Here is a 19,753-nt window from a genome sequence, read left to right as displayed (position 1 = left end):
AGCTTATGTACTGGGGGTTTAGATACTGTATTCCACGAAACCTGATTTCTGCGTCACCTGCGATGCCTCTGAGGCACAAATCGGCATTATGTGAACACCCACTTCACCCATTATCACCCCTTTGGGACGCGTAGTGCAGATCGCACAATAAGCCAAAATTTTAACTTTGTCCGCTGTCCCGCCTTAGGTTGGTAGCCTTTTTTTGCTGCTCATTGCTTGGGAATAAGTCATACACCAAACTCAAATCTATCATTTATCAGCCTTTTAGCTGTTTATTGTCTTTTGTAAATTACACCTTGACCTTTGGTATTCTTCTTTAAGTTCTCACCAATGCCTTCCATCCTAAGTTCCATAAAATAATACCCCATAATCGCTTAACATTACTTACTTTAGTACCTTGTTAAATTTTAGACATAATTAGGCTTGTGGCATTCTACAGTAACTGGTATCTTATTTTTTTGCAAGTCCCTTATTACCTGATTTTTCCTTACTTTCTTCTTACAATTATTTTCTCAATACCTGATTTTATCCTATAGATTTTTAAGATACTTCAATCAAAATAAGAATAGAGCTAAACAAATTGAAGCTCTATGTATGATATTTCTAATTAATTGAGGATAGATTGATGACCGAGAAAAAATCAAAAAATACAAAATATCAACGCACCCGCATTGACGACCTCTCAACCATCGGAGTTGAACTGTCTGAAGCAGATTTACGAAATGTATCAGGAGGACTACCAATAGGAAGGAGAAGAAGTGCTGGAAGCTGTACTGAGCCAGGGATGTGTGATGATGAATAAGTTGAGTGCTTAGTCTAACTAGACTAGTACTCCACCACATTAATTTTGCGGGGTAGACATCCAACTGCCAGGGACTTAGAGTCCCTGCCTAATAGCAAAAGTCCTATAAATAGGACTGATGCAATACCCCTCATAACTAATGTGGTGGAACACTAGTAGTCTGTTCCATAAGTTCTGATGCCTAGGGAACAGATCCCCGACTTCTGAATCAATATCCGCACATTGTAGCAATTCCTAGGATAGAAGTCGGGGATCGCTCGCACCCGCGACTCGTCAAAATTAATGGGACAAAGTACTAGGTTAGGCAGTCGCTCACTGGAAACAACCAACCGAGCGGCTGTACTTTTTTTTAACTAAAGCTAAAAGTGAGGTGCGCTATGCTTTTGATTTTGACAGAGCCATTAGACATTCATGCTGACCATGTTGTAAAAAAGCTTAAAATGCACGGGGTGCCGTTTGTTAGATTCCATCCTGCGGATTTCCCCACAAAAGCTCAGATATCTTTTTCTTGCTCTCCCAATGGACAAACCAGTTATATACTTCATACAGAAGCAAAGACAATTGAACTAAATCAAGTGAAGGCTGTTTGGTATCGTCGTCCTCGGATACCTGTGGTTCACTCCGAACTACTAAATAGCACAGAAAGGGATTCTATCGCGGGAGAATGTCAAGATGTATTAGATGATGTATGGAATTCCCTTAATTGCCTGTTTCTCCCTGCACCTCGTGCAGTAATCAAACGAGCGCAAATGAAAGCTTCACAGCTTAAAATTGCTGGTGCATTAGGGTTCGAGCTACCGCCTACCTTGATTACTAACTCTCCGGAAGACTTGTTAGAATTTTATCGACAACATAACGGTCAAATTATCAGTAAGTTAGCCGGATTCTCCTTTTTTCGGAAGGTCGGTACGCCATTTTGCCGTTACACAGAAGTGGTTTCTAAGCAGGACATCGGCTACTTTCATGACATCCGTTATAGTCCTATGATTTTTCAAGCTTACGTGCCCAAACAAGTTGAGTTACGTGTTATTGTCGTAGGTCAACAGGTTTTTGCAGCTGAAATCCATTCTCAAATTAGCTATCGTACTCGTCATGACTGGCGGCGCTATGACCGCAACGAAACTCCTTATCTTCCCCATGCTCTGCCACTAGAGATTGCAAAGCACTGCATAGCACTCGTAAATCAACTCGAACTTTGTTACGGTGCCATTGATATGGTGTTAACTCCTGAAGGGCGCTACATTTTTTTAGAAATTAATCCTAATGGTCAATATCTTTGGATTGAATACGAAACGGGGCTGCCCATCAGCGATGCGATTTGCGACTTGCTTCTCGCTCCAATAAAAGATAGTCAACCCATTAGCATATCACCAAAATTAAGTTTAGGAGCCTAAAAATGAAAAATCAGTTTCAAAACGAACTTGAAGATGTGTTCGCTTACTTGATGCAGTTGCACCAAGACAATATCCACCCTAAGGTAGCGCGAAAAAGATTACGGAGGCTGCAACAGCAGTATCCAAATACAGAGATTAATCTACTGTGGGAGGAAGAATCTTATGACTATTCAGTTCATTATGATGTTTTGCTCCGCCATCCGGGTGAAGGAACTGTTTCGGTGAGTTTCTGTCCAGACCGTGCTTTGCCGTGGCCAATGCGCGGTGTTCATCGCTGGCATGATGCCGATTTAGTCAAAGTCAATAACACTGTTTTAACGATAGAGCAGGCAATTGGCTGTCTAGACTCAGTTTGGGATGAACCCAAGCTAGTCAATCGCCTACTTAATGCTTGCCTGATTCAAGAAGAACTAGAGAAAAATCCTATTGAGCTAACAGATTCAGAACTGCAACTTGCGATAGACGGATGGCGACGAGCACATCGACTTTACACATCCGAAGATACTTACCGATGGATGTCTCAACGGAGCATGACTCACACACAGCTTGAACAGTATGTTACGACTGAAGCAGTCGTCGCCAAGCTGCGAGACAAGGTGACCGCTAGTAGGATAAAAGACTACTTTACTCAGCATAAAGCCAATTTTGATACAGCTCATGTTGCTCAGTTCAGTATTCATGGTAAGCAAAAAGCAGAACAGCTATACCAACAGGTTTTGAGTGGTGACATTGATTTTTGGCAAGCAGCCCAGCAACAATTTTTAGCAGCAAGCCAAAAAAGCGTCGAACAAACTAGCAGAATGCTATTTGCAGAATTACAGCGCCGACAAATGACCGATCAAAAAGCAAATGCTATATTCTCAGAGAAGCCTGGCAAACTGTTAAAACCCTTAAAAACTGATGATGACTGCTATGAGTTAATCCTCGTTTTAGCAATTCCACCTACCTGTTTTGATGTTAAAATGCAGCAGACTATTAAGAGGATTTTATTTGAAGCTTGGCTAGCAGAACGCCGACAGGTCGCTAAAGTGGAATGGTACTGGGGAAACGCCGATCGGCTTTCTCAACTTTTTGTACCAGAACAAGTCGCCGCAGGCTAAGATTATGGTTGACTACAAATCCTCTATTTTTCGGAAAAATGCGGTTCAAAATTATATTAGAGGACAAGAAAAAGCAGTTTTGCCTCAACTAGTTGCTCCTCGCGTTTTTCTTTATTTGTGGACCTTATTAGGGCTTTTAGCCGCGAGCGGGACAGTCGCAAGCTGTATCCAAATTCCTACTTTTATCACTGGCTCTGCCATAATTGTGCGCCGTCCGGCGGCCTCTCAAGATAGCCAAGCAGAAGTGGTTGTAATTGCTTTGTTCCCTGCTCAATCATCACCCCCTTTAAAATCTTCCCAGTTTATTCTTCTGCGGTTTGATGGTCTAGGTAGCGATCGCATTAAACGACCAATTATCGCCGCAAACAAGCAAGTTCTCAGCCCAAAGGATATTCAACAGCAATGGGGATTGGAAAATAACGTTACTGCAAATATTACTCAACCTGTGAGGCTCGTTGTGACTCCCCTGGAGCCAATTCCAACTACTTTACCTAGCACCGCCTATATTGGAAGCGTTGGGCACGCAGAAATCGAAGGTGAGGGGAGCAGAATAATATCTTTCTTGCCAGGAGTTCATCAGTTTTTGAAACGTAAACTCAAAACTGACCAAATGAGATAAGCTATGAACAGATTTATAACCAAGCAGCGCCGACTGGCATACTTGAAAAAAACAATATTTCAGTTCAAAAATGCTGCCTGCCAACTGCTTTGCAACTTACTAAAAGGTCAAAGTTACCGCGTTCCAATTCGGTTACAATTAAATGAGGTTGAGTGCGGTGCCGCTTGCCTAGCCACGATCTTGAGTTACTATGGTCGCCATACTCGCGTTTCCGAGTGTCGGGATTGCTTTGATGTAGGTCGAGATGGGGTGAGCGCTCAACACCTTGCTGAAGTAGCTCGTAACTATGGGCTTCGAGTCAAAGCTTATGCCATTGATATGGCTGATTTTAGATATGTCCCCTTACCGGCGATCGCCCATTGGAATTTTAATCACTTTGTCGTAGTTGAATCTTGGTCGCCAAATCGAATTGGCATTGTCGATCCCGCTGGAGGCCGGTATCAACTGACTACGGCTCAGTTCGATGGGAGCTTCACGGGTGTTGTCTTAACTTTGGAACCAGGAGCTGGGTTTGAGCCACGTGGGAAAACTTCCCAGCCTCTGTGGCTTCAATTCCTCATTCGATATACTGTCTTACAGCCTCAGCTGTTCATTCAAATCATAGGTGCATCTTTGTTGCTACAATGTCTCGGCTTAGGACTACCTATGCTGACAAAAGTTTTTATCGACCGAATTTTGCCGTTCCATTTGAACAGCCTGATGCCGATTTTGGCCATTGGTATTGCTATCTTAATGTTGGCACAATTGATTGTTAGCTACTTACGTTCTGCGCTGCTCATTTATTTACGAGCGCGAATCGATATCCAAACAATCTTGGGTTTCTTCGATCATCTACTAACCTTACCCTTTCGCTTTTTTGAGCAGCGTTCGACTGGCGATCTCTCAATGCGTATGGGCAGTAACGCCATTATTCGCGAAATGCTAACCACTCAAAGTCTATCCGTTCTGCTAGACGGCTGTTTTATATTGGGTTACTTACTTATTTTACTCAGCCAACAACTGTTTTTTGGCTTAATAGTTTTGGCATTTGGGTTGTTGCAAGTTGCGTTACTTTTAGCTACAACTCGTCGCGTTCATTATCTGATGCAAAAGGAGCTTGCAGCTCAAGCAGAAGCTCAAAGTTATATGGTTGAAGCTTTAACAGGAATTTTGACTTTGAAGGCAACGGGGTGCGAAGACCAAGCGTTCGATCGCTGGTCCAACCTCTTTATGAAACATCTCAATGTGTCGCTACAGCGAAATCAATTGACAGCTATTATTGAAGCCTTTTTACAAGCAATGAGAACCCTATCGCCATTGGTATTGCTTTGGCTAGGCACATTTTACGTCCTGCAAAAAAACATGAGTTTGGGAACCATGTTAGCCATGAATGCGATCGCCGCTTTGTTTTTAGCTCCAATTGCTTCTTTGGTGACGAGTGGGCAGTATTTACAAGTTGCAGGTGCCCACCTCGAAAGACTCACGGATGTCTTGCAAGCAGAATCAGAACAAGGAATAAAAACAACGAAAGCTGCACCAAAACTGAAAGGACACATCGAATTCAAAAACGTAAGTTTTCAGTATGACAAAAATGCGCCTTTAGTCCTCAAAAATGTATCTTTCGTAATTCAACCTGGTCAGAAAGTGGCTATAGTGGGACAATCAGGGTCAGGTAAAAGCACCCTTGCAAAGCTCTTACTAGGACTCTATAGACCGAATACAGGGCAAATTCTATATGACGGTATCTCTTTAGAAAATTTCAAATGTCGAACATGGCGTAACCAATTTGGCGTAGTTTTGCAAGAACCTTTTTTATTTAGTGGTTCAATAAGACAAAATATCGCTTTCAACAAACCAGCACTTTCTTTACAAGAAGTGATTGCAGCTGCCCACATAGCAGTCATTGACGATGAAATTATGCAAATGCCAATGGGATATGAAACTAGAATTGCAGAGGGAGGAAGTGGACTATCTGGAGGACAACGACAGCGACTATCCCTCGCTCGTGCCCTTGCGGGTCAGCCTGCTATTTTGCTGCTTGATGAAGCAACCAGTCACTTAGATACGCCGACAGAGCGTTTGGTTGAACAAAATCTGGGGCAAATCTCCTGCACTCAAATTATAATTGCACATCGCCTTAGCACTATTCGTAATGCAGACTTAATTTTAGTACTACATCGAGGAAGTATTGTAGATCAAGGCTCTCACACATATTTATTAGAGCAACGAGGATATTACGCTACCTTAGTAAACAACCAACTGTGACCGAAAATCAACTTTTAGGGACTTCCAGAAAATAACATATACAATATCAATAAGAGGATGTTTAAAAGTAGGGGGCTACCGTAAAAAAACTCACAAGTTTAAGCTCAATACCCGTGAATGAAATTCTCAAGCTGCCTTTGGGCGAATAATTTCTAAATTTTTTCTCAAATCTCTAATTTCCGATTTGTGGGTGGAATTTTTATGCAGACAATTGAACGCAAACATCTAACGTTACGAACAAGAATTAAACGCTTAGCAAGGAAAAGTATTTGTTTTTCAAAATCTGTTCAAATGCATGATTTGGTAATTGCCTTATTTATTAATAGATATGAATTTCAAGTAGATATATAGTTATTTCAACTCATCTACAACATTACCACCTAAAGGCATACGTAGAGTTCTGAAGGAGAGGCGCAGTGGATAATACCACCCGTCGACTCTAACCAGCTGTCGAATCCACGATTAAACAAATAGATCGGCGATTAAAAATTTCTGGAGCGCAATGGAATGAATCTAATGTTCCTCAAGTCCTCATGCACCGCTGTGCTTATCTTAATGACAAGCTTTAGATACATACTATTCGTTCTTTTGTTCTTACAAAGTTGAGATGCTCCCTATAGAGTTTCTTATTACTTCTTACTTATTATTGATTGACGGCAAATTTGCTGTAATTCCTTTTCTTCAGAATGAATTGCTAAATAATCTTGCAACCAAGTGCAACCCATTTTCATAAAATCATCCAAATCTAAATCTAATTTCCATAGCTTGACTGTACCGTCTCTACTTGCAGAAGCTATGGTTTTTCCATTAGGGCTAAAGCTAATACTTGTTACCCAAGCGCGATGACCTTTTAGGGTTTGCTCTAATGTACCATTATTGGTGTTCCATAAATTTATTTTGCGGTCAAAACTAGCGGAAGCGAGAATTTTACTATCTGGACTAAATTTAACCTTAGTAACCCAGTTACTATGACCTTTAAGAGGTTTGATTAACTTTCCATCTCTAACCCGCCATAATTTGACTGTGTTATCTGCACTCGCTGAAGCAATAAGTTTACCGTCTGGACTAAAACTGACACTTGTAATTCTATGGCTGTGAGCTTTAGGAAAAGTTTTTACTAAACTACCATCTCCAACACGCCATAACTTTACTGCTGGTTCATCGCTCACAGAGGCTAGTATTTTAGCATCCGGATTAAAACTGATATCAGTCCATCTGCCACCTGTAAACATATTATTATAAGCTTTAAAAGTTTGTAATACTGTTGCATCAACAGAATCCCACAACTTTACAACTTCATTATCACCAGTAGAAGCGAGGATTTTCCCATCAGGACTAAAACTTACTCTTGATAGGCGATCACCATGATACTCAAAATTTTGTACTAAATTACCATTATTAAAACGCAATAATTTGATAAAACCGTCATCGCTGCTAAAAGCAAGAGTTTTACCATTCGGACTAAAACTGATACTTTTTACTTGGTCGTTATTACGAATAGTTTTTAAGAGAGATTTTTCCAAATTCCACAACTTAATAGTTTTATCCGCACTTGCGGAGGCTAAAATTTTACCATTAGGACTGAAACTAATATCCCAAACTTTAGCGCTATGCTTTCCTAGTGTTTGAGGTTCAATACCATCAATATTCCACAACCTTACAGTTGAATCGCTGCCTGAAGTTGCTAAAGTTTTACCATCAGGACTAAAAGCAATACCCCAAATATGACCATTATGACCTTTGAAAGTTTGCGGTTTAATTTCTTTTTGCTCCAAATTCCATAATTTTATTGTCCCATCTTCGCTAGCTGAAGCAATTTCTTTACCATTAGGACTAAAGCTAAGGCTTTTAACAGGAGCAATATGACCTTCAAAGGTATGAATTAAACTACCATTCTTAACATTCCATAGTTTAAGAGTATGGTCAAAACTTGCGGTAGCCACAATTTTCCCATTAGGGTTAAAAATGACGCTAGCAAGTTTATTTTCATGACCTCTGAAGGTTTTTACTAAACTACCATCCGATACGCTCCACAATTTGAGGTTATGGTCAAAACTTGCAGTAGCGAGTATTCTATTATCTGGGCTGAAATTTATACTTGAAACTGGTTCACTATGAGCGTCAATAATCTTAATTAAACTGTGATTCTCAAGATTGAGAAGTGCAATTTTACCATTTGCTGCGGCAGCAGCTAAGATTTTACTATCAAAGCTAAAACGAACGTCTAATAAGATTGGATTGTGAGCTTTTATAGTTTTGATTAAAGCCCCAGATTTGACATTCCACAGCTTGATTGTGCCATCGCTAGCGCTAGAAGCAATAATTTTACCGTTAGGGCTAAAACTGACACTCCAGACGATTTTAGTATGACCAATTAGTGATCGCAACAAAATACCATTTTTAGGATTCCACAGTTTAATAGTATTGTCTGCACTGGCTGAGGCGATAATTTTAGCATCCGGACTGAAACTGATACCTTTTACTTTGTCATGATGTCCTTGCAAGCGATTTTTTTCCCTAATGTTATAAATCGCTTGTTGTAATGCAGATAGTACCTGTTTGCGAGTATCTGTTGTAACCGGAGATAATTTTTCCAATTCTTGCAATTTGCGTCCTGATTTTAACGCTAAAAGCAATGCTTGAAAAGGACTTTTATCGAATGCTCTTTGTGAATAAACACTTGTTAAAACTATATCGGCTTCTTTTTGTTCCCACCTTGCTTGGACAAGTTGTATACCTGTAAATAGTGCTGTTAAAAAAGATATGGCTAAAAATATACTACCTAAAGATATAATTCTTTTTGCTTTTTTCTGAGCTTGAGTTAAAGTATCGTTCGCTTTTGCTAATATTTGACTTTCTTCTTCTTTGATAGTTAAACTATTTTGAATTTCACGCTGTTCTAATTCTTGAGAGGCAGATAAAAATCGATAATCTAAAGGACTTAAGCTTTGATTATTTGCCCAGGATAGAGCATCTTGTAATGCTTTTCCCCGCAACAGTCGAGATTCATCTTGATAATTAGAAGCAACCCAAATATTAAAGCTTTGAGAATAAGGACGTAATTTTGCTAATTGTTTTTCAACCCACGCTTTATTAAAAACTTGTTTGTAAATGTGGTTATATACTCTTAATTTACCTTGTCCTTGAACTACCAAGCCAGATAAACGTAAATCTGTGTGTTCTAGACTCCCATCTGCAATAACTTCTCCTCGCTGTAAAATTTCTTGATAAATAACCAATAATCTCCCTGCTTTTTGTTCGTTGCGAAGGATTCTATCTCGAATCGTTTTTAAATGTTCTGGTTCGTCTTGTCCTTCCCAATTTTCAATAATTGATTTTTGTACAATCTCTTTAACTAATTGGTTTGCACTAATATAATTTTTCTGTTGACTTTTAATCATCAACTGACATAATTTTTGCGCTAAAAAAGGTTGTCCTCCAGTCCAATTTAATATTTCTTTGATTATAGCTTGGGGATTGTCAAATTTTGCTTCTAAACCTTTCGCTAATGGCTGCACTTCATCAGCTTGAAATCCATGTAATTCTATAGCCTTACCAATATTAAAAGGAGTTTGAGTTTTATCTGTAATTAAATCGCTTGGTGTCGCAACTCCCAACAGTGCAAAAGTCAAGCGTTTATATTCTGGATTATCAACACGTTTATTGTAAAAAAATCTGATTAAAGCAAAAAAATCATCTAGAGAAAAATTTTGGCTCAAAACTCTATCAATTTCATCTACAAAAATAATTATTTTTTGGGAAATTTCTACTAATAATATTTCATCAATAAATAAATTAAGCCGCTGTATTGGTGAAAGTAAATATCGCCTTTCTTTCCACCACATTCGCCACTTGTTTTTTTTACTTAGCTGACAACTACTTACTAAAGATTGCACAATTCCAGCGTACCATTTCTCAGCGGTAACATCTTCCTTACCAATTCCGGTTAAATCGATAAAAGCACAAACAAAATCGTCTGCTTGTAACTTTTGCATAGTTTGTACTCGCAAACTTGATTTACCCATCTGTCGCGAGTTCAAAACATAGCAAAATTCACCTGCTTTTAAAGCTTGATAAAAATCTCGATCGGCTTTACGAGTGACATAACTATCGGCGTTAGCAGGAAGACTTCCACCAACCTGATATTCATATTGTGATGGTGATTGAGTCATGATTTTATCGCTAAAACTATTTTTATCACTATACTATTTCTATTTTTAAATATTTTGGCTGAAAATCAAAACCTGACTTTTTCCTATTTGTAATATTGAAACACCTGATTTTTAAACTTTGAAGATACCTGATTTATTCCTATTGGTATTCTTATTTATTGACTTGATAATTGGAACATACAGCAATAGAAGTTACTTCTAAATGCTACTAAAAATTCATAATAATTATAAAAAGGTGTGAACAATGTTAAAACAAATTACTGGATTATCTTTATTTCTCTCAGCAACAATAGCAGGTATTAATATTGCCTCAATTCAACCAGTTAAAGCGGAATTGAACGACAGTATCCTATATATCTGTATAGCGAATAAAACAAATGAAAAAGTTTATGTTGCTACTAGGGATAATATTAACGGGTCTTTCTTTGTTGAAGCTAAACCTAATGGTAGATATTGGTGGTGGCGGCGAAGAAAACGTAGTTCAAATAGAAAGATTAACGTATCGTTGAATGGCAAAAAGCATAGAGCCGAATATAAATGGACTCGGTTAGCACCAAAACAAATTGGACTAGATCAAGCATGTTTCTTTAACGGATGGAACATAAAGAAAAACCAACAGGGAAAACTATATCTAAGTAGATAGGCTTTTCCAGTTGAGTCTTGCATTCTATTACCTTAGTTTACTTCCGCTTACCTACTTAGTTCATAGAGGTTAATCATCATGAAATGCATTCCGAAAGCAACTGCAATTATAGCGACCACTGCTTTCACATTACTTTTTCCATCTATTGCTGCTTTAGCACAAGCCATCGCCATCGATCCAGTCTTTGATTCACCTACTCCCAGAACTGGACCTTACTTGGCTCAACTTGGCAGTACCCAAGCCTATGTGCCCATGAAGCATGAAACCGTAGAGGTCATCAATGGAAATTCAATTGTCAATCATGTTTTGGCAACAAAGTCTGGCAATCTGAACATGAAGGGTAAAATTGCCATGAAATGTGCTGCTGGACGCACCGTCACTTACCTTGCTTACCGTCCCAATGGTCAAAATTTGACGACTGTGGTTAACGGTAAGACAAACACCCAATCCTACACAAAAACCATTACCATGCAGCCTTTCTCACTTATAGATTTAGAGAAAGCTGGTCAACAAGCATTTGGGGGTGCCTGGGTTTCTGGCAATAAGCACCAAAATACCGAAAAGACGGTGAAGAAGACCATCAAAAAGTCCATTGAAGTTCGGGGTAAATGTTCAGGTTTAGCTGAGCAAGTAAAATCTTTTCCCGTAACAATAACAGTCACATTCGACGATAAAGACTTCCCTCCTCCTCCGGTAGGATAAATTTTTAGGTAGATGGAATAATCACTTTGTTGTAAGTCGTAAATTAAAAACGAGAAAAATAATTATAGTTTTTCAAACCAAAACTCGTTGAAAATACTCCCGATATAAATTACAGCTAGGTATAACACAGTTATCTAATGTTTGTACTAAACCCATGCTGTGCAATTTGTAAATCTGAATTGAATTTAATTCAACTGGTTTGGGTGAATTAAGCGCAATTTTAAAAGCCTGAGCCAGTTTTGGACATGAACCTATCCCACTATTCTAAAAATGCTCATTTACAGCACTTTTGAGGTAAGTGAGGTACACCAAATTACAGGACGGTTTTTAAAGCTTGGAATTTGAATTCAGTACTGTACCTCATAAACATCGAATCTGCTGTATGTGAATAAAATTTGTATGAAAAGATTTATTTTTCGTTGTTAGCTCTTAAAATATTTAAGCTTCTTAGCAAAAATCTTATTAGTGGGATAAGTTCATTAATAAATAATCCAATCACAATATCGTGCATCAAAGTAGATTTAGAAAAGCAAATAGTTTTTCGAGCTAATCTTTTAATTTGGACTTTGAACAAAGATATGTCTGAACTGCTTCCACTTCAAAGATTACTCCAAGTCGAATTTGAGGGTAAATGGCGAGCCGATCTGGCAACAATTACCGGAACGCTATCTAACCGGCAGATTTCCATGCTCGTTGACCAATTGACATGGGAAGAGCTTGGCCAGGGAATTCGTGGGGCTTTTTTTGCAGAAAAGAGCGTTGGAGTTGTATTTGGGCTTGAATTATTATCAGGCGAGCGGGTCATCCTTAAGCTTTTCCATCCATCTCAATCGCAAGAGCAACTCGCAGCCGCGCATAGGTGCTTGAACATAGTAGTGCGTTCTGGTTTCCCTGCACCGCCAACCCGGTCTCAAATATTTAAAACAGAAGACGGTATAACAGGTGTTTTCTACACATTCATGGATGGAGCAATGCGAAACCCGCACGAACCAATTGTGCGTCAAGAACTGGCACAAGTACTGGCAGAACTCACTGGCATTCTGCCGCACGAAAATCCCACAGAACTACCATTAGCACCGACACGAGAAAGTAAGCTTTGGTCTAATTCTCATCGCTCCTTCTTGAAGCTGGATAAAGATCCGGAGGCAAGGTGGATCGACCAAATTGCCCGTCGCGCCCAATCGATAATACAAGCTAAAAATCTGCCGCTCATACCTGCACATTTAGATTGGGGGGTTAAGAACTGCCGTTTTCATGAAAATAATGTGTGTGTAGTATATGACTGGGATTCGCTGTTTGCAGCCTCCGAGGCTGAGATGGTAGGACGTGCGGCAGTTCAATTTACTGCCCAATGGGAGATTCCAACACCTTTAACCCCAAGCCTAGCAGAGACACGCGCTTTCATCGATGAATATGAAACTGCTCGTGGGCACTGCTTTTGTCGTAAAGAATGGGTCGTGATTTCAGCATCTGCGGACTACTCGTTGGCACAAAATGCACGTTTAGAGTTTGCCTCCGGTAAACCTCCCCGTGATGGATTCTTGGCACTTTTACAGAACTGGGAAAGCGATATGCTTTTAAAGACAAATACTGAATAAACTACCCCACCGATAGGGTAGTTCATAATTGAAATTCAGCTTGCCTACTGCCCGTCCTAATTACAATTTTCAACGCCAACCTACTTACTCGTTCACTGAAAAAAGGTTATTTCAACTATGGAAATTCATGCTTATACCAGACAAGGAGATATCACAGGCGTACAACATCAACTAGCTAGGGGAGTTGATATCGATCATATAGATAAATGGTCAAAAACACCATTAATGTATGCAGTAAATGACGCAAATGCCAACCTTGATATGGTGCGATTTTTGGTAGAAAACGGTGCTGATGTAAATGCGGTTGAAGGCAGGTATAATCAGAATGTGCTTGGGCTAGGTGTACAATCGAGAAATGTCGAAAAAATCCAATACCTTATAGATGCAGGTGCTGATATAGATTATCAAAGACCAGGTGGCTATGATGTACTAATCGATGCGATGCATGGTCGAGATATTAATAAATGTGAAAACTTGATTCCAGTTGTCAATTTATTGATTGCCAGGGGTGCAAAAATTAATGGGACTAGTGAATATGGTGAATCAGCTCTAAATACTGCTGCATGGATTGGTAGATTTGATGTTGTTAAATTCTTATTAGCAGCAGGTGCTGACGGAAAACAACTAGAATGGACAGAATTAATATACGCGGTTGCATTTGGCAGTGTCGAAGAGATAAAGAAATTACTTGATAAAGGTGGCGAACTTGATACACGAGATTTTTGCGATAGAACACCTTGGCTTTTAAGCATTCAAGTAGGCTCCGTAGAAAAAGCGAGATTACTCCTAGATTCGGGAGCAAATCAATTCGATTGTGGAAATTGTAATAAGCCACCTGTGATGTATGCCATAGAAAATAATCATGTCGAAGTTCTAGAATGGTTAATTCAAGAAGGCTTTGATACTGAAGCTACTGATGATTTTGGCACTACTCCTTTGAGCTTAGCAGCAGAGCATGGTGCAACTGATTGCGTCAGGCTATTGTTAGAAGCTGGGGCAAATGCTTCTAGAACCTCCTACTACGCCAGGGAAGCGATCCAGAAAGCAAGTAACCTGGAAATTGTCAAAATGCTTGTTGATGCAGGTGCAGATTTAAGTGACATTAACGATTATATGCGGCGATTACTAACAGGAGTTGGTAATCCTGATGACATTTATACTATTTCCCCAGAGCAATATTTTAACGGGAAATACCGGCGATTTGGAAAAGCCAATCCAGAAGTTATGAAAGTAGCATTCTGGCAAGCTATGGTGCAAAGTGGTTTAGGTGCTTGGAGCGCCAGAGATAGGTTTGGCGATACAAATAATGCACTGTCCTATAAGGATGAGCCAGTATGGTGTTTTAGCAGATCTGGTAGAACAATTACCCAATTACCAAATGAAAGAATCATCGAAATAGGGGGCGAACACGAAGATTTCTACGACCCAGAATTTTGTATATATAACGACGTGGTAGTTTATCAAGGTGATGGTAAATTTACAATTTTAGGTTATCCGAAAGATATTTTTCCTCCTACCGACTTTCATTCGGCAACAGTGGTAGGAGAATATATTTATATAATTGGTTGTTTGGGTTATATAGATGAAAGAATCTACAATGAAACGCCGGTTTATCGACTGCATTCCGAGACATTTCAAATAGAAAAAATTGAAACCACCGGAGAAAAACCTGGATGGATTAGCCAACACAAAGCATACTATCAACAGCAATCCCAAATATATATTAATGGTGGTAAAGTTTTTGTCAGAGTTGAAGATAGAACCGACTATGTAGAAAATGACAGTGATTATATTTTAGATTTAAAAAATATGCAATGGAGCAAGAATAAGAAGTCATCAATTGGTTTATAGTTAACCATATTTGTTTCTTTTATATAAAAAATGAAATTCTCAAAAGATGTTATCAAAGCAAGATAATCTATTTTCGTGCTTTCTCTCCCACACTTGAGAGGAGGGAAATTTCAATATCTTTTTCGTCTTCTTCTATATTTTTTTGCTTGCGATTAATTAATAAATGTATTTGCAACCCACTAATTAAAAATCCTAAAAATATTTTTTTATGATAAATTATATTAATAAACCATATTTCACCAAACAATTCATTAATATTTTGGCAATTTTAATCAAAATACAAGTTTCTCTACATCAGTAACGGGTGGGAATCGCCGCCAGTTGGGCACTTCTAACTAGCACATTTTAAAACCCCTATATAGTAAAGCTTTCAGCTAAAGCCTAAAAATGTGCTAGTTTCATTCGTTGGGAGGGAGATTTGGTACTTTTGAATTTTAACTTTCCCTCCTGGGACGCTCACATGATACCCCTTTTTTTTTGATTCAATCTGTCAACAAAATAGAAACATTGTTTACTTGTAGAACAGATACACTAAAAATTTGTCTTGCCACTACATAAGAATCACTACCCATAGGGGTTCACTACCATAGCCACACCCTATTTAAATGTCACAAGTGCTTTACGAATTTCATCTCGAAGAAGTTCAGCGCGAGCGGACCAAATTCCAAATCCGTCATTTATTGTATCAGCTTTATCAATAAACAAGCCAAAAACATAATCTCTTGTTGTAACTGAATTACCGTTTTGAAAAGGAAGCTTCACCCAACCACCAATAGAAGTATATTTTTTCCCATTACCAGTTGTAAAACTACCACCTTTCCCAGCAGTTTTAACTTTACTTTTAAATGATTTAACTGTATTTGTACTTAGACCCAATTTACTTGCTTCTTCATCAATAACAGTAAGTATTCTACCTCGTCTATTGAGCATCAGTTCATAAAAGGTATCACGGTTTGAGTTAGAAGTAAAAACGCCCGTACTTACTTTTTCATAAAGTTTTCCCAAATCCTTCAAAGTCAAACTATTTGCAGGATCATTACTAGGTCCACCACAAGCAAATTTATGGTTGAGAGCAGTCTTTTTACTCATACCGAGTGAATTATAAGCGGTTTGATTGATAGTATTTCTACCCACGTTGGCTTTTCCATTTCCGAATAACTCCTGTATTGCATTGGTACTCTGGTTATTGGAGTTTTTCATCATCTTCTTTAAGGTTTCCCTCAAATTTTCTTGCTCGAATTTCTGGCCAGCATGATTATCACTGCAACTATCAGCGCGATCTAAATAAACTTTAACTTTTGTACTATTCAAGTTGACTTTTCCAGCTTCAACTTGTTTCATCGCGTGCAAATGCTCTAATACCTTAATTGTACTAGCTGGATAAAAAGATATGTCAGCTTTTAGGGATGCCAAAACAGAACCATTGACTTTCTTTAAGTACAGTCCTGAAACACCATCAGTATTATTTCGTAGCATTTCACCAATTCTAGTAGTCAATAAATTGGCATTATTCAACATCAGCACAGCGAAACGCTTTTTACCATTGACGGTGTAAGGTTCAATGTCAAAAATTCTGGCTTGATTTTGTTGCCAAAGCTGATTTACTTGCGTTGCCGTTTTACCGTAGTACCACCACCAGGTTTGTCCTTGGGATTTTTCCATGACAACCATAAACTTGTTGTCACCATGTCGTTCAATATCAACCAAACGAGCTTTATTTTCCTTGAGCTTAGAGTTAATAAAGCTTGGTAAAACATTATAGTAATACCACCATGCTTTGCGGTCACTGCCTGTATTTTTAATCATCACGGCGCTATACAGACGTTTACCGCCAACCACATAGGTATCAAGATCCACAATTCGTGCTTTGTTAACTTTTGTTTTTTCTATGATATTTTTAATAGAAGAATCGCTGTAATACCACCAACTTTTTGCATCAGCACCTGTATTAGACACTAGAGCCACAGCATATTTCTTTTGACCGTTAAGACGGTAAATTTCTAAATCAATTATCCGTGCTTTATTGGTATTTAATTTTTCTTTAACTTGTTGGGAACTTAGACCATAATACCACCACCATTTTTTAGCATATTCACCCTTATTTCTGACCATTGCCACACTAAATCTTAAGGGTGATGTTTTTTCCACTTCCCAGTCAATAATACGATAACCCTGATTTATTTTACTTTTAATTTGAGAAACAGAAGCACCATGGAGCCACCAAAATTTAGTCGGTTTTGTACTCGACTTCTCTGTGAGAGCAATTAAGTTTTTATCATTGTTCTCTAATTTATCCACATTAATTACAGATGAATTAGATGCAGTTTCTCGTGAAACTTGAGAAGCTACCAATACAGAACTATTGTTGACTAGACCTACGATTGGTAACGTAAATCCTAACACTACAGAACTCAAATAAACATACCAAGGCCTATTGCGATTAGGTTTCATTTTTAATTTCTCCTTATCGAGATACTTGCATTCTGAAATTCCTAAATTTTCCATCACAAAACTCAAAAACAAACATTTAGGACTTACCGGGACTTAGACATTTTTTCGTATCAAAAAAACCTCAAAGCTATATAAGTCAATAGTTCGACCTCAACTTGGTTATTTTCTTGATATATTTGGGTTTGAGGAATTTTTGGTGAGTTCGTCTTTGGCAAAACCAGATTATACTGGTTGGGGAGGAATGATTTTCGTCTGTACCTTATAGTACCAGTATATCAAAAAAATATACACCTATTAATGAACCAATAACAGTTAATTTACTGAGATTTTGTTGAACATAATAGGGATGTATAGGACTCTTATTTGATTATTGAAAAAACAGTTATGTTGCAAAAAAATATTCAGTTGCAATAGTCTAAGCTTATTGACAGCGTGCACTGCTTTTGTAATGCTGTCAGCATTACAAAAGCAGTCTACTTATAGTCTACTGAATAACTTTAAAACTCTTATCTTGTAAGCTTTTCAAGCTATTTTTGTGAAAAAAAGTACGAGAGAATAAGTATATAAAAGTTAAAAGCCTTGCATTTGGAACTTTTTGGACTGCAAAAAATTTGAAAAAATAGGGGGTAAAACTGTTCTCTGTTCTCCTTTCCCTGTTCCCTAACCCTACCAAAAGACTTTTTTAGCTAACGCTACGCTATGGGAACAGCAAATCCTATTGAAGGTTAGATTATCAACAACTAAGACTTGTTGAGGACACAAAATCTTTTTGCAACACAACTAGATAAGCACCTAATGGATTATGCTACAATTTGTAACTGCGGGATGCACCAGTAGTTGCACTTCAGTACGTAACGTAGCCGCCCGAACTCGTCAAGTTCAAGACACCACGTGTAGCTCGAACACCAGCAGAAATAGGGGTTAGCCAGGATCACGTTCGGAAAAACGAGATCGCCAATTGCAGGAGGTAACGGGATGCTCTGGCGCAAAGCAGACTCCTCAGGCACCTGATCGGCCATGTAGATCTCATCGGGCCCGCGCTCTTCGAGTTCGTCTGCTGTCAAGGGTTTGCCACGCTTTACGATTTTCGTCACTTCTTCTACATCAAGCTTGAACACGCGCTGATGCGCGTCCGGAATGGACTTCATATTGGTCATGATTTTTTCCATGTAATGAATTTTCATTTTGGTCTCCTTACTTAATAGAATGATTAGTATTCTTAGTTTTAAGAGTTGATTTCATCTTCTACATTAAAATTTTCAACTCTTATTTGAATAAGGCTTTGGGGTACTTGTCACCCCATGAAGTTTTTAGTATTGATATCAATGATTATTCGAGATAATCACCAAACCTGCCATAGGTAAAAGTCAGGTATTTGAACCAGCAGTTAGATATTTTTGATAATGTTTTATAGGAAAAAGTCAGGTTGAGCATCAAAACCAGGACATTTATTGCTGCTAATTATAAACAGTGGTTTCCACGATTGTTACATCACAGTCAGTTCAACCGACGTTTGCAGAAACTGGAATGTTGGAAATACTCAGAAGACAATGGGTTGAGCAACTAATACCTTGTACTTCATCCTATAGTGTGTTTTGATTACACGATTTCATTACTAACTTTATTGCAGACATCTAAGGCTTTTCAATATTTATACTGTATTTATTTTAATTTTTAGTATATTAAAAATAGGACATTTCCTATGTAAATTCAAGAAGAAAATTGCTGTATCTTTTGAGTTTTTGTGACAATTGATTTTGATTATTTTTACTTAGACGAGGAGTAATGACATGCATTTTTCCGGATTTCTCACAAACAATGTTTTAGAAGCTATAACCCTTATCTGCTCAAATCCAAGCAGATAAGGGTTTCAAAAGTGTGTGTTTTTTGAATTTATTTTGAGCAGAATCAAACCCAGATGGCATAAAGCTTTCAGCATTTACGACTACAAAACTTGTGAGAAATGCAGGATAACAGGTACTGAAGAACCATTTTTCCCTGGAGTACGTACGGCACGCGCCACAAAGTCGGAATACTGTGCGCAAACTTTCACTCATCACCTTTTCTAAAAGTTGCCCATCTACTGAACTTTGCTGTTCTAGTTTTTTCAAAAATCAAATATTATTTCTATACTTACCAAAAGTTAGGAATATTACCGCTTTATTTTGTATACAAGT

At 38.3% G+C, this 19,753-nt stretch carries 14 protein-coding genes and 3 pseudogenes; 11 read left to right on the top strand and 6 right to left on the bottom strand.

From position 1 onward, the window contains the following. Window positions 1–625: 625 nt before the first annotated feature. The 7 genes and pseudogenes from BC008_RS50200 to BC008_RS49180 form a co-directional block, all read left to right on the top strand. The gene (locus tag BC008_RS50200; protein ID WP_161938071.1) at window positions 626–802 is read left to right on the top strand and encodes a hypothetical protein; all 177 of its coding nucleotides are present in this window, start codon (window positions 626–628) and stop codon (window positions 800–802) included. A gap of 377 nt (window positions 803–1,179) precedes the next feature. Then, window positions 1,180–2,196: an MvdC/MvdD family ATP grasp protein gene (locus BC008_RS45300; protein ID WP_058183230.1), complete on the top strand. Its 1,017-nt coding sequence runs from the start codon at window positions 1,180–1,182 to the stop codon at window positions 2,194–2,196. Between the two features lie 2 nt (window positions 2,197–2,198). Then, window positions 2,199–3,296 carry a TIGR04500 family putative peptide maturation system protein gene (locus BC008_RS45295; protein ID WP_027843531.1) on the top strand — a complete coding sequence of 366 codons (1,098 nt, stop codon included), beginning with the start codon at window positions 2,199–2,201 and terminating at the stop codon, window positions 3,294–3,296. Window positions 3,297–3,300: 4 nt separating this feature from the next. Continuing rightward, complete coding sequence (locus BC008_RS45290; RefSeq protein WP_027843532.1) at window positions 3,301–3,915, top strand: hypothetical protein; 615 nt, start codon at window positions 3,301–3,303, stop codon at window positions 3,913–3,915. A gap of 3 nt (window positions 3,916–3,918) precedes the next feature. After that, entirely contained in the window at window positions 3,919–6,159 is a 2,241-nt protein-coding gene (locus tag BC008_RS45285; protein WP_027843533.1) for a peptidase domain-containing ABC transporter, read from the top strand. Window positions 6,160–6,348: 189 nt separating this feature from the next. Continuing rightward, window positions 6,349–6,510: pseudogene (locus BC008_RS47315) on the top strand (IS1 family transposase); the annotation flags it as partial. Between the two features lie 95 nt (window positions 6,511–6,605). Then, window positions 6,606–6,728 (top strand): annotated as a pseudogene (locus BC008_RS49180) (ISKra4 family transposase); the annotation flags it as partial. Window positions 6,729–6,788: 60 nt separating this feature from the next. Here the strand turns inward: BC008_RS49180 and BC008_RS45280 are convergent. Then, window positions 6,789–10,331 carry a WD40 domain-containing protein gene (locus tag BC008_RS45280; RefSeq protein WP_027843534.1) on the bottom strand — a complete coding sequence of 1,181 codons (3,543 nt, stop codon included), beginning with the start codon at window positions 10,329–10,331 and terminating at the stop codon, window positions 6,789–6,791. Between the two features lie 244 nt (window positions 10,332–10,575). On the opposite strand from BC008_RS45280, the gene BC008_RS45275 reads away from it, so the two are divergent. After that, window positions 10,576–10,974, top strand: a complete 399-nt coding sequence (locus BC008_RS45275; protein ID WP_027843535.1) for a hypothetical protein — start codon at window positions 10,576–10,578, stop codon at window positions 10,972–10,974. A 78-nt stretch (window positions 10,975–11,052) separates the two neighbouring features. Next, window positions 11,053–11,676, top strand: a complete 624-nt coding sequence (locus BC008_RS45270) for a hypothetical protein (RefSeq protein WP_027843536.1) — start codon at window positions 11,053–11,055, stop codon at window positions 11,674–11,676. Between the two features lie 72 nt (window positions 11,677–11,748). Here the strand turns inward: BC008_RS45270 and BC008_RS47310 are convergent, their stop codons facing one another. Continuing rightward, the gene (locus BC008_RS47310) at window positions 11,749–11,913 is read right to left on the bottom strand and encodes an AAA-like domain-containing protein (protein ID WP_268768197.1); all 165 of its coding nucleotides are present in this window, start codon (window positions 11,911–11,913) and stop codon (window positions 11,749–11,751) included. Between the two features lie 172 nt (window positions 11,914–12,085). After that, window positions 12,086–12,244, bottom strand: a pseudogene (locus BC008_RS52895) (IS1 family transposase); the annotation flags it as partial. A gap of 10 nt (window positions 12,245–12,254) precedes the next feature. Between BC008_RS52895 and BC008_RS51055 the strand changes: the two are divergent. Continuing rightward, entirely contained in the window at window positions 12,255–13,274 is a 1,020-nt protein-coding gene (locus tag BC008_RS51055; protein WP_058184892.1) for a phosphotransferase, read from the top strand. 117 nt (window positions 13,275–13,391) lie between these two features. Continuing rightward, complete coding sequence (locus tag BC008_RS45260; RefSeq protein ID WP_027843538.1) at window positions 13,392–15,125, top strand: ankyrin repeat domain-containing protein; 1,734 nt, start codon at window positions 13,392–13,394, stop codon at window positions 15,123–15,125. 597 nt (window positions 15,126–15,722) lie between these two features. Here the strand turns inward: BC008_RS45260 and BC008_RS45250 are convergent. From BC008_RS45250 to BC008_RS50190, 3 genes are all read right to left on the bottom strand, one after another. Then, window positions 15,723–17,576 (bottom strand): serine hydrolase, encoded by a 1,854-nt coding sequence (locus BC008_RS45250; RefSeq protein ID WP_161938072.1) that lies wholly within the window; start codon window positions 17,574–17,576, stop codon window positions 15,723–15,725. A gap of 800 nt (window positions 17,577–18,376) precedes the next feature. Continuing rightward, a complete protein-coding gene (locus BC008_RS45245; RefSeq protein WP_027843539.1) occupies window positions 18,377–18,760 on the bottom strand; it encodes a hypothetical protein in 384 nt (127 codons plus the stop codon). 663 nt (window positions 18,761–19,423) lie between these two features. Continuing rightward, window positions 19,424–19,687, bottom strand: coding sequence for a hypothetical protein (locus BC008_RS50190; protein WP_161938073.1), 264 nt, complete (start codon window positions 19,685–19,687; stop codon window positions 19,424–19,426). Window positions 19,688–19,753 lie beyond the last annotated feature (66 nt).

The organism is Mastigocoleus testarum BC008, from assembly GCF_001456025.1.
In the GTDB taxonomy this organism is placed as follows: Bacteria; Cyanobacteriota; Cyanobacteriia; order Cyanobacteriales; family Nostocaceae; genus Mastigocoleus; species Mastigocoleus testarum.
This window is presented reverse-complemented; position numbering and strand designations above follow the sequence as displayed.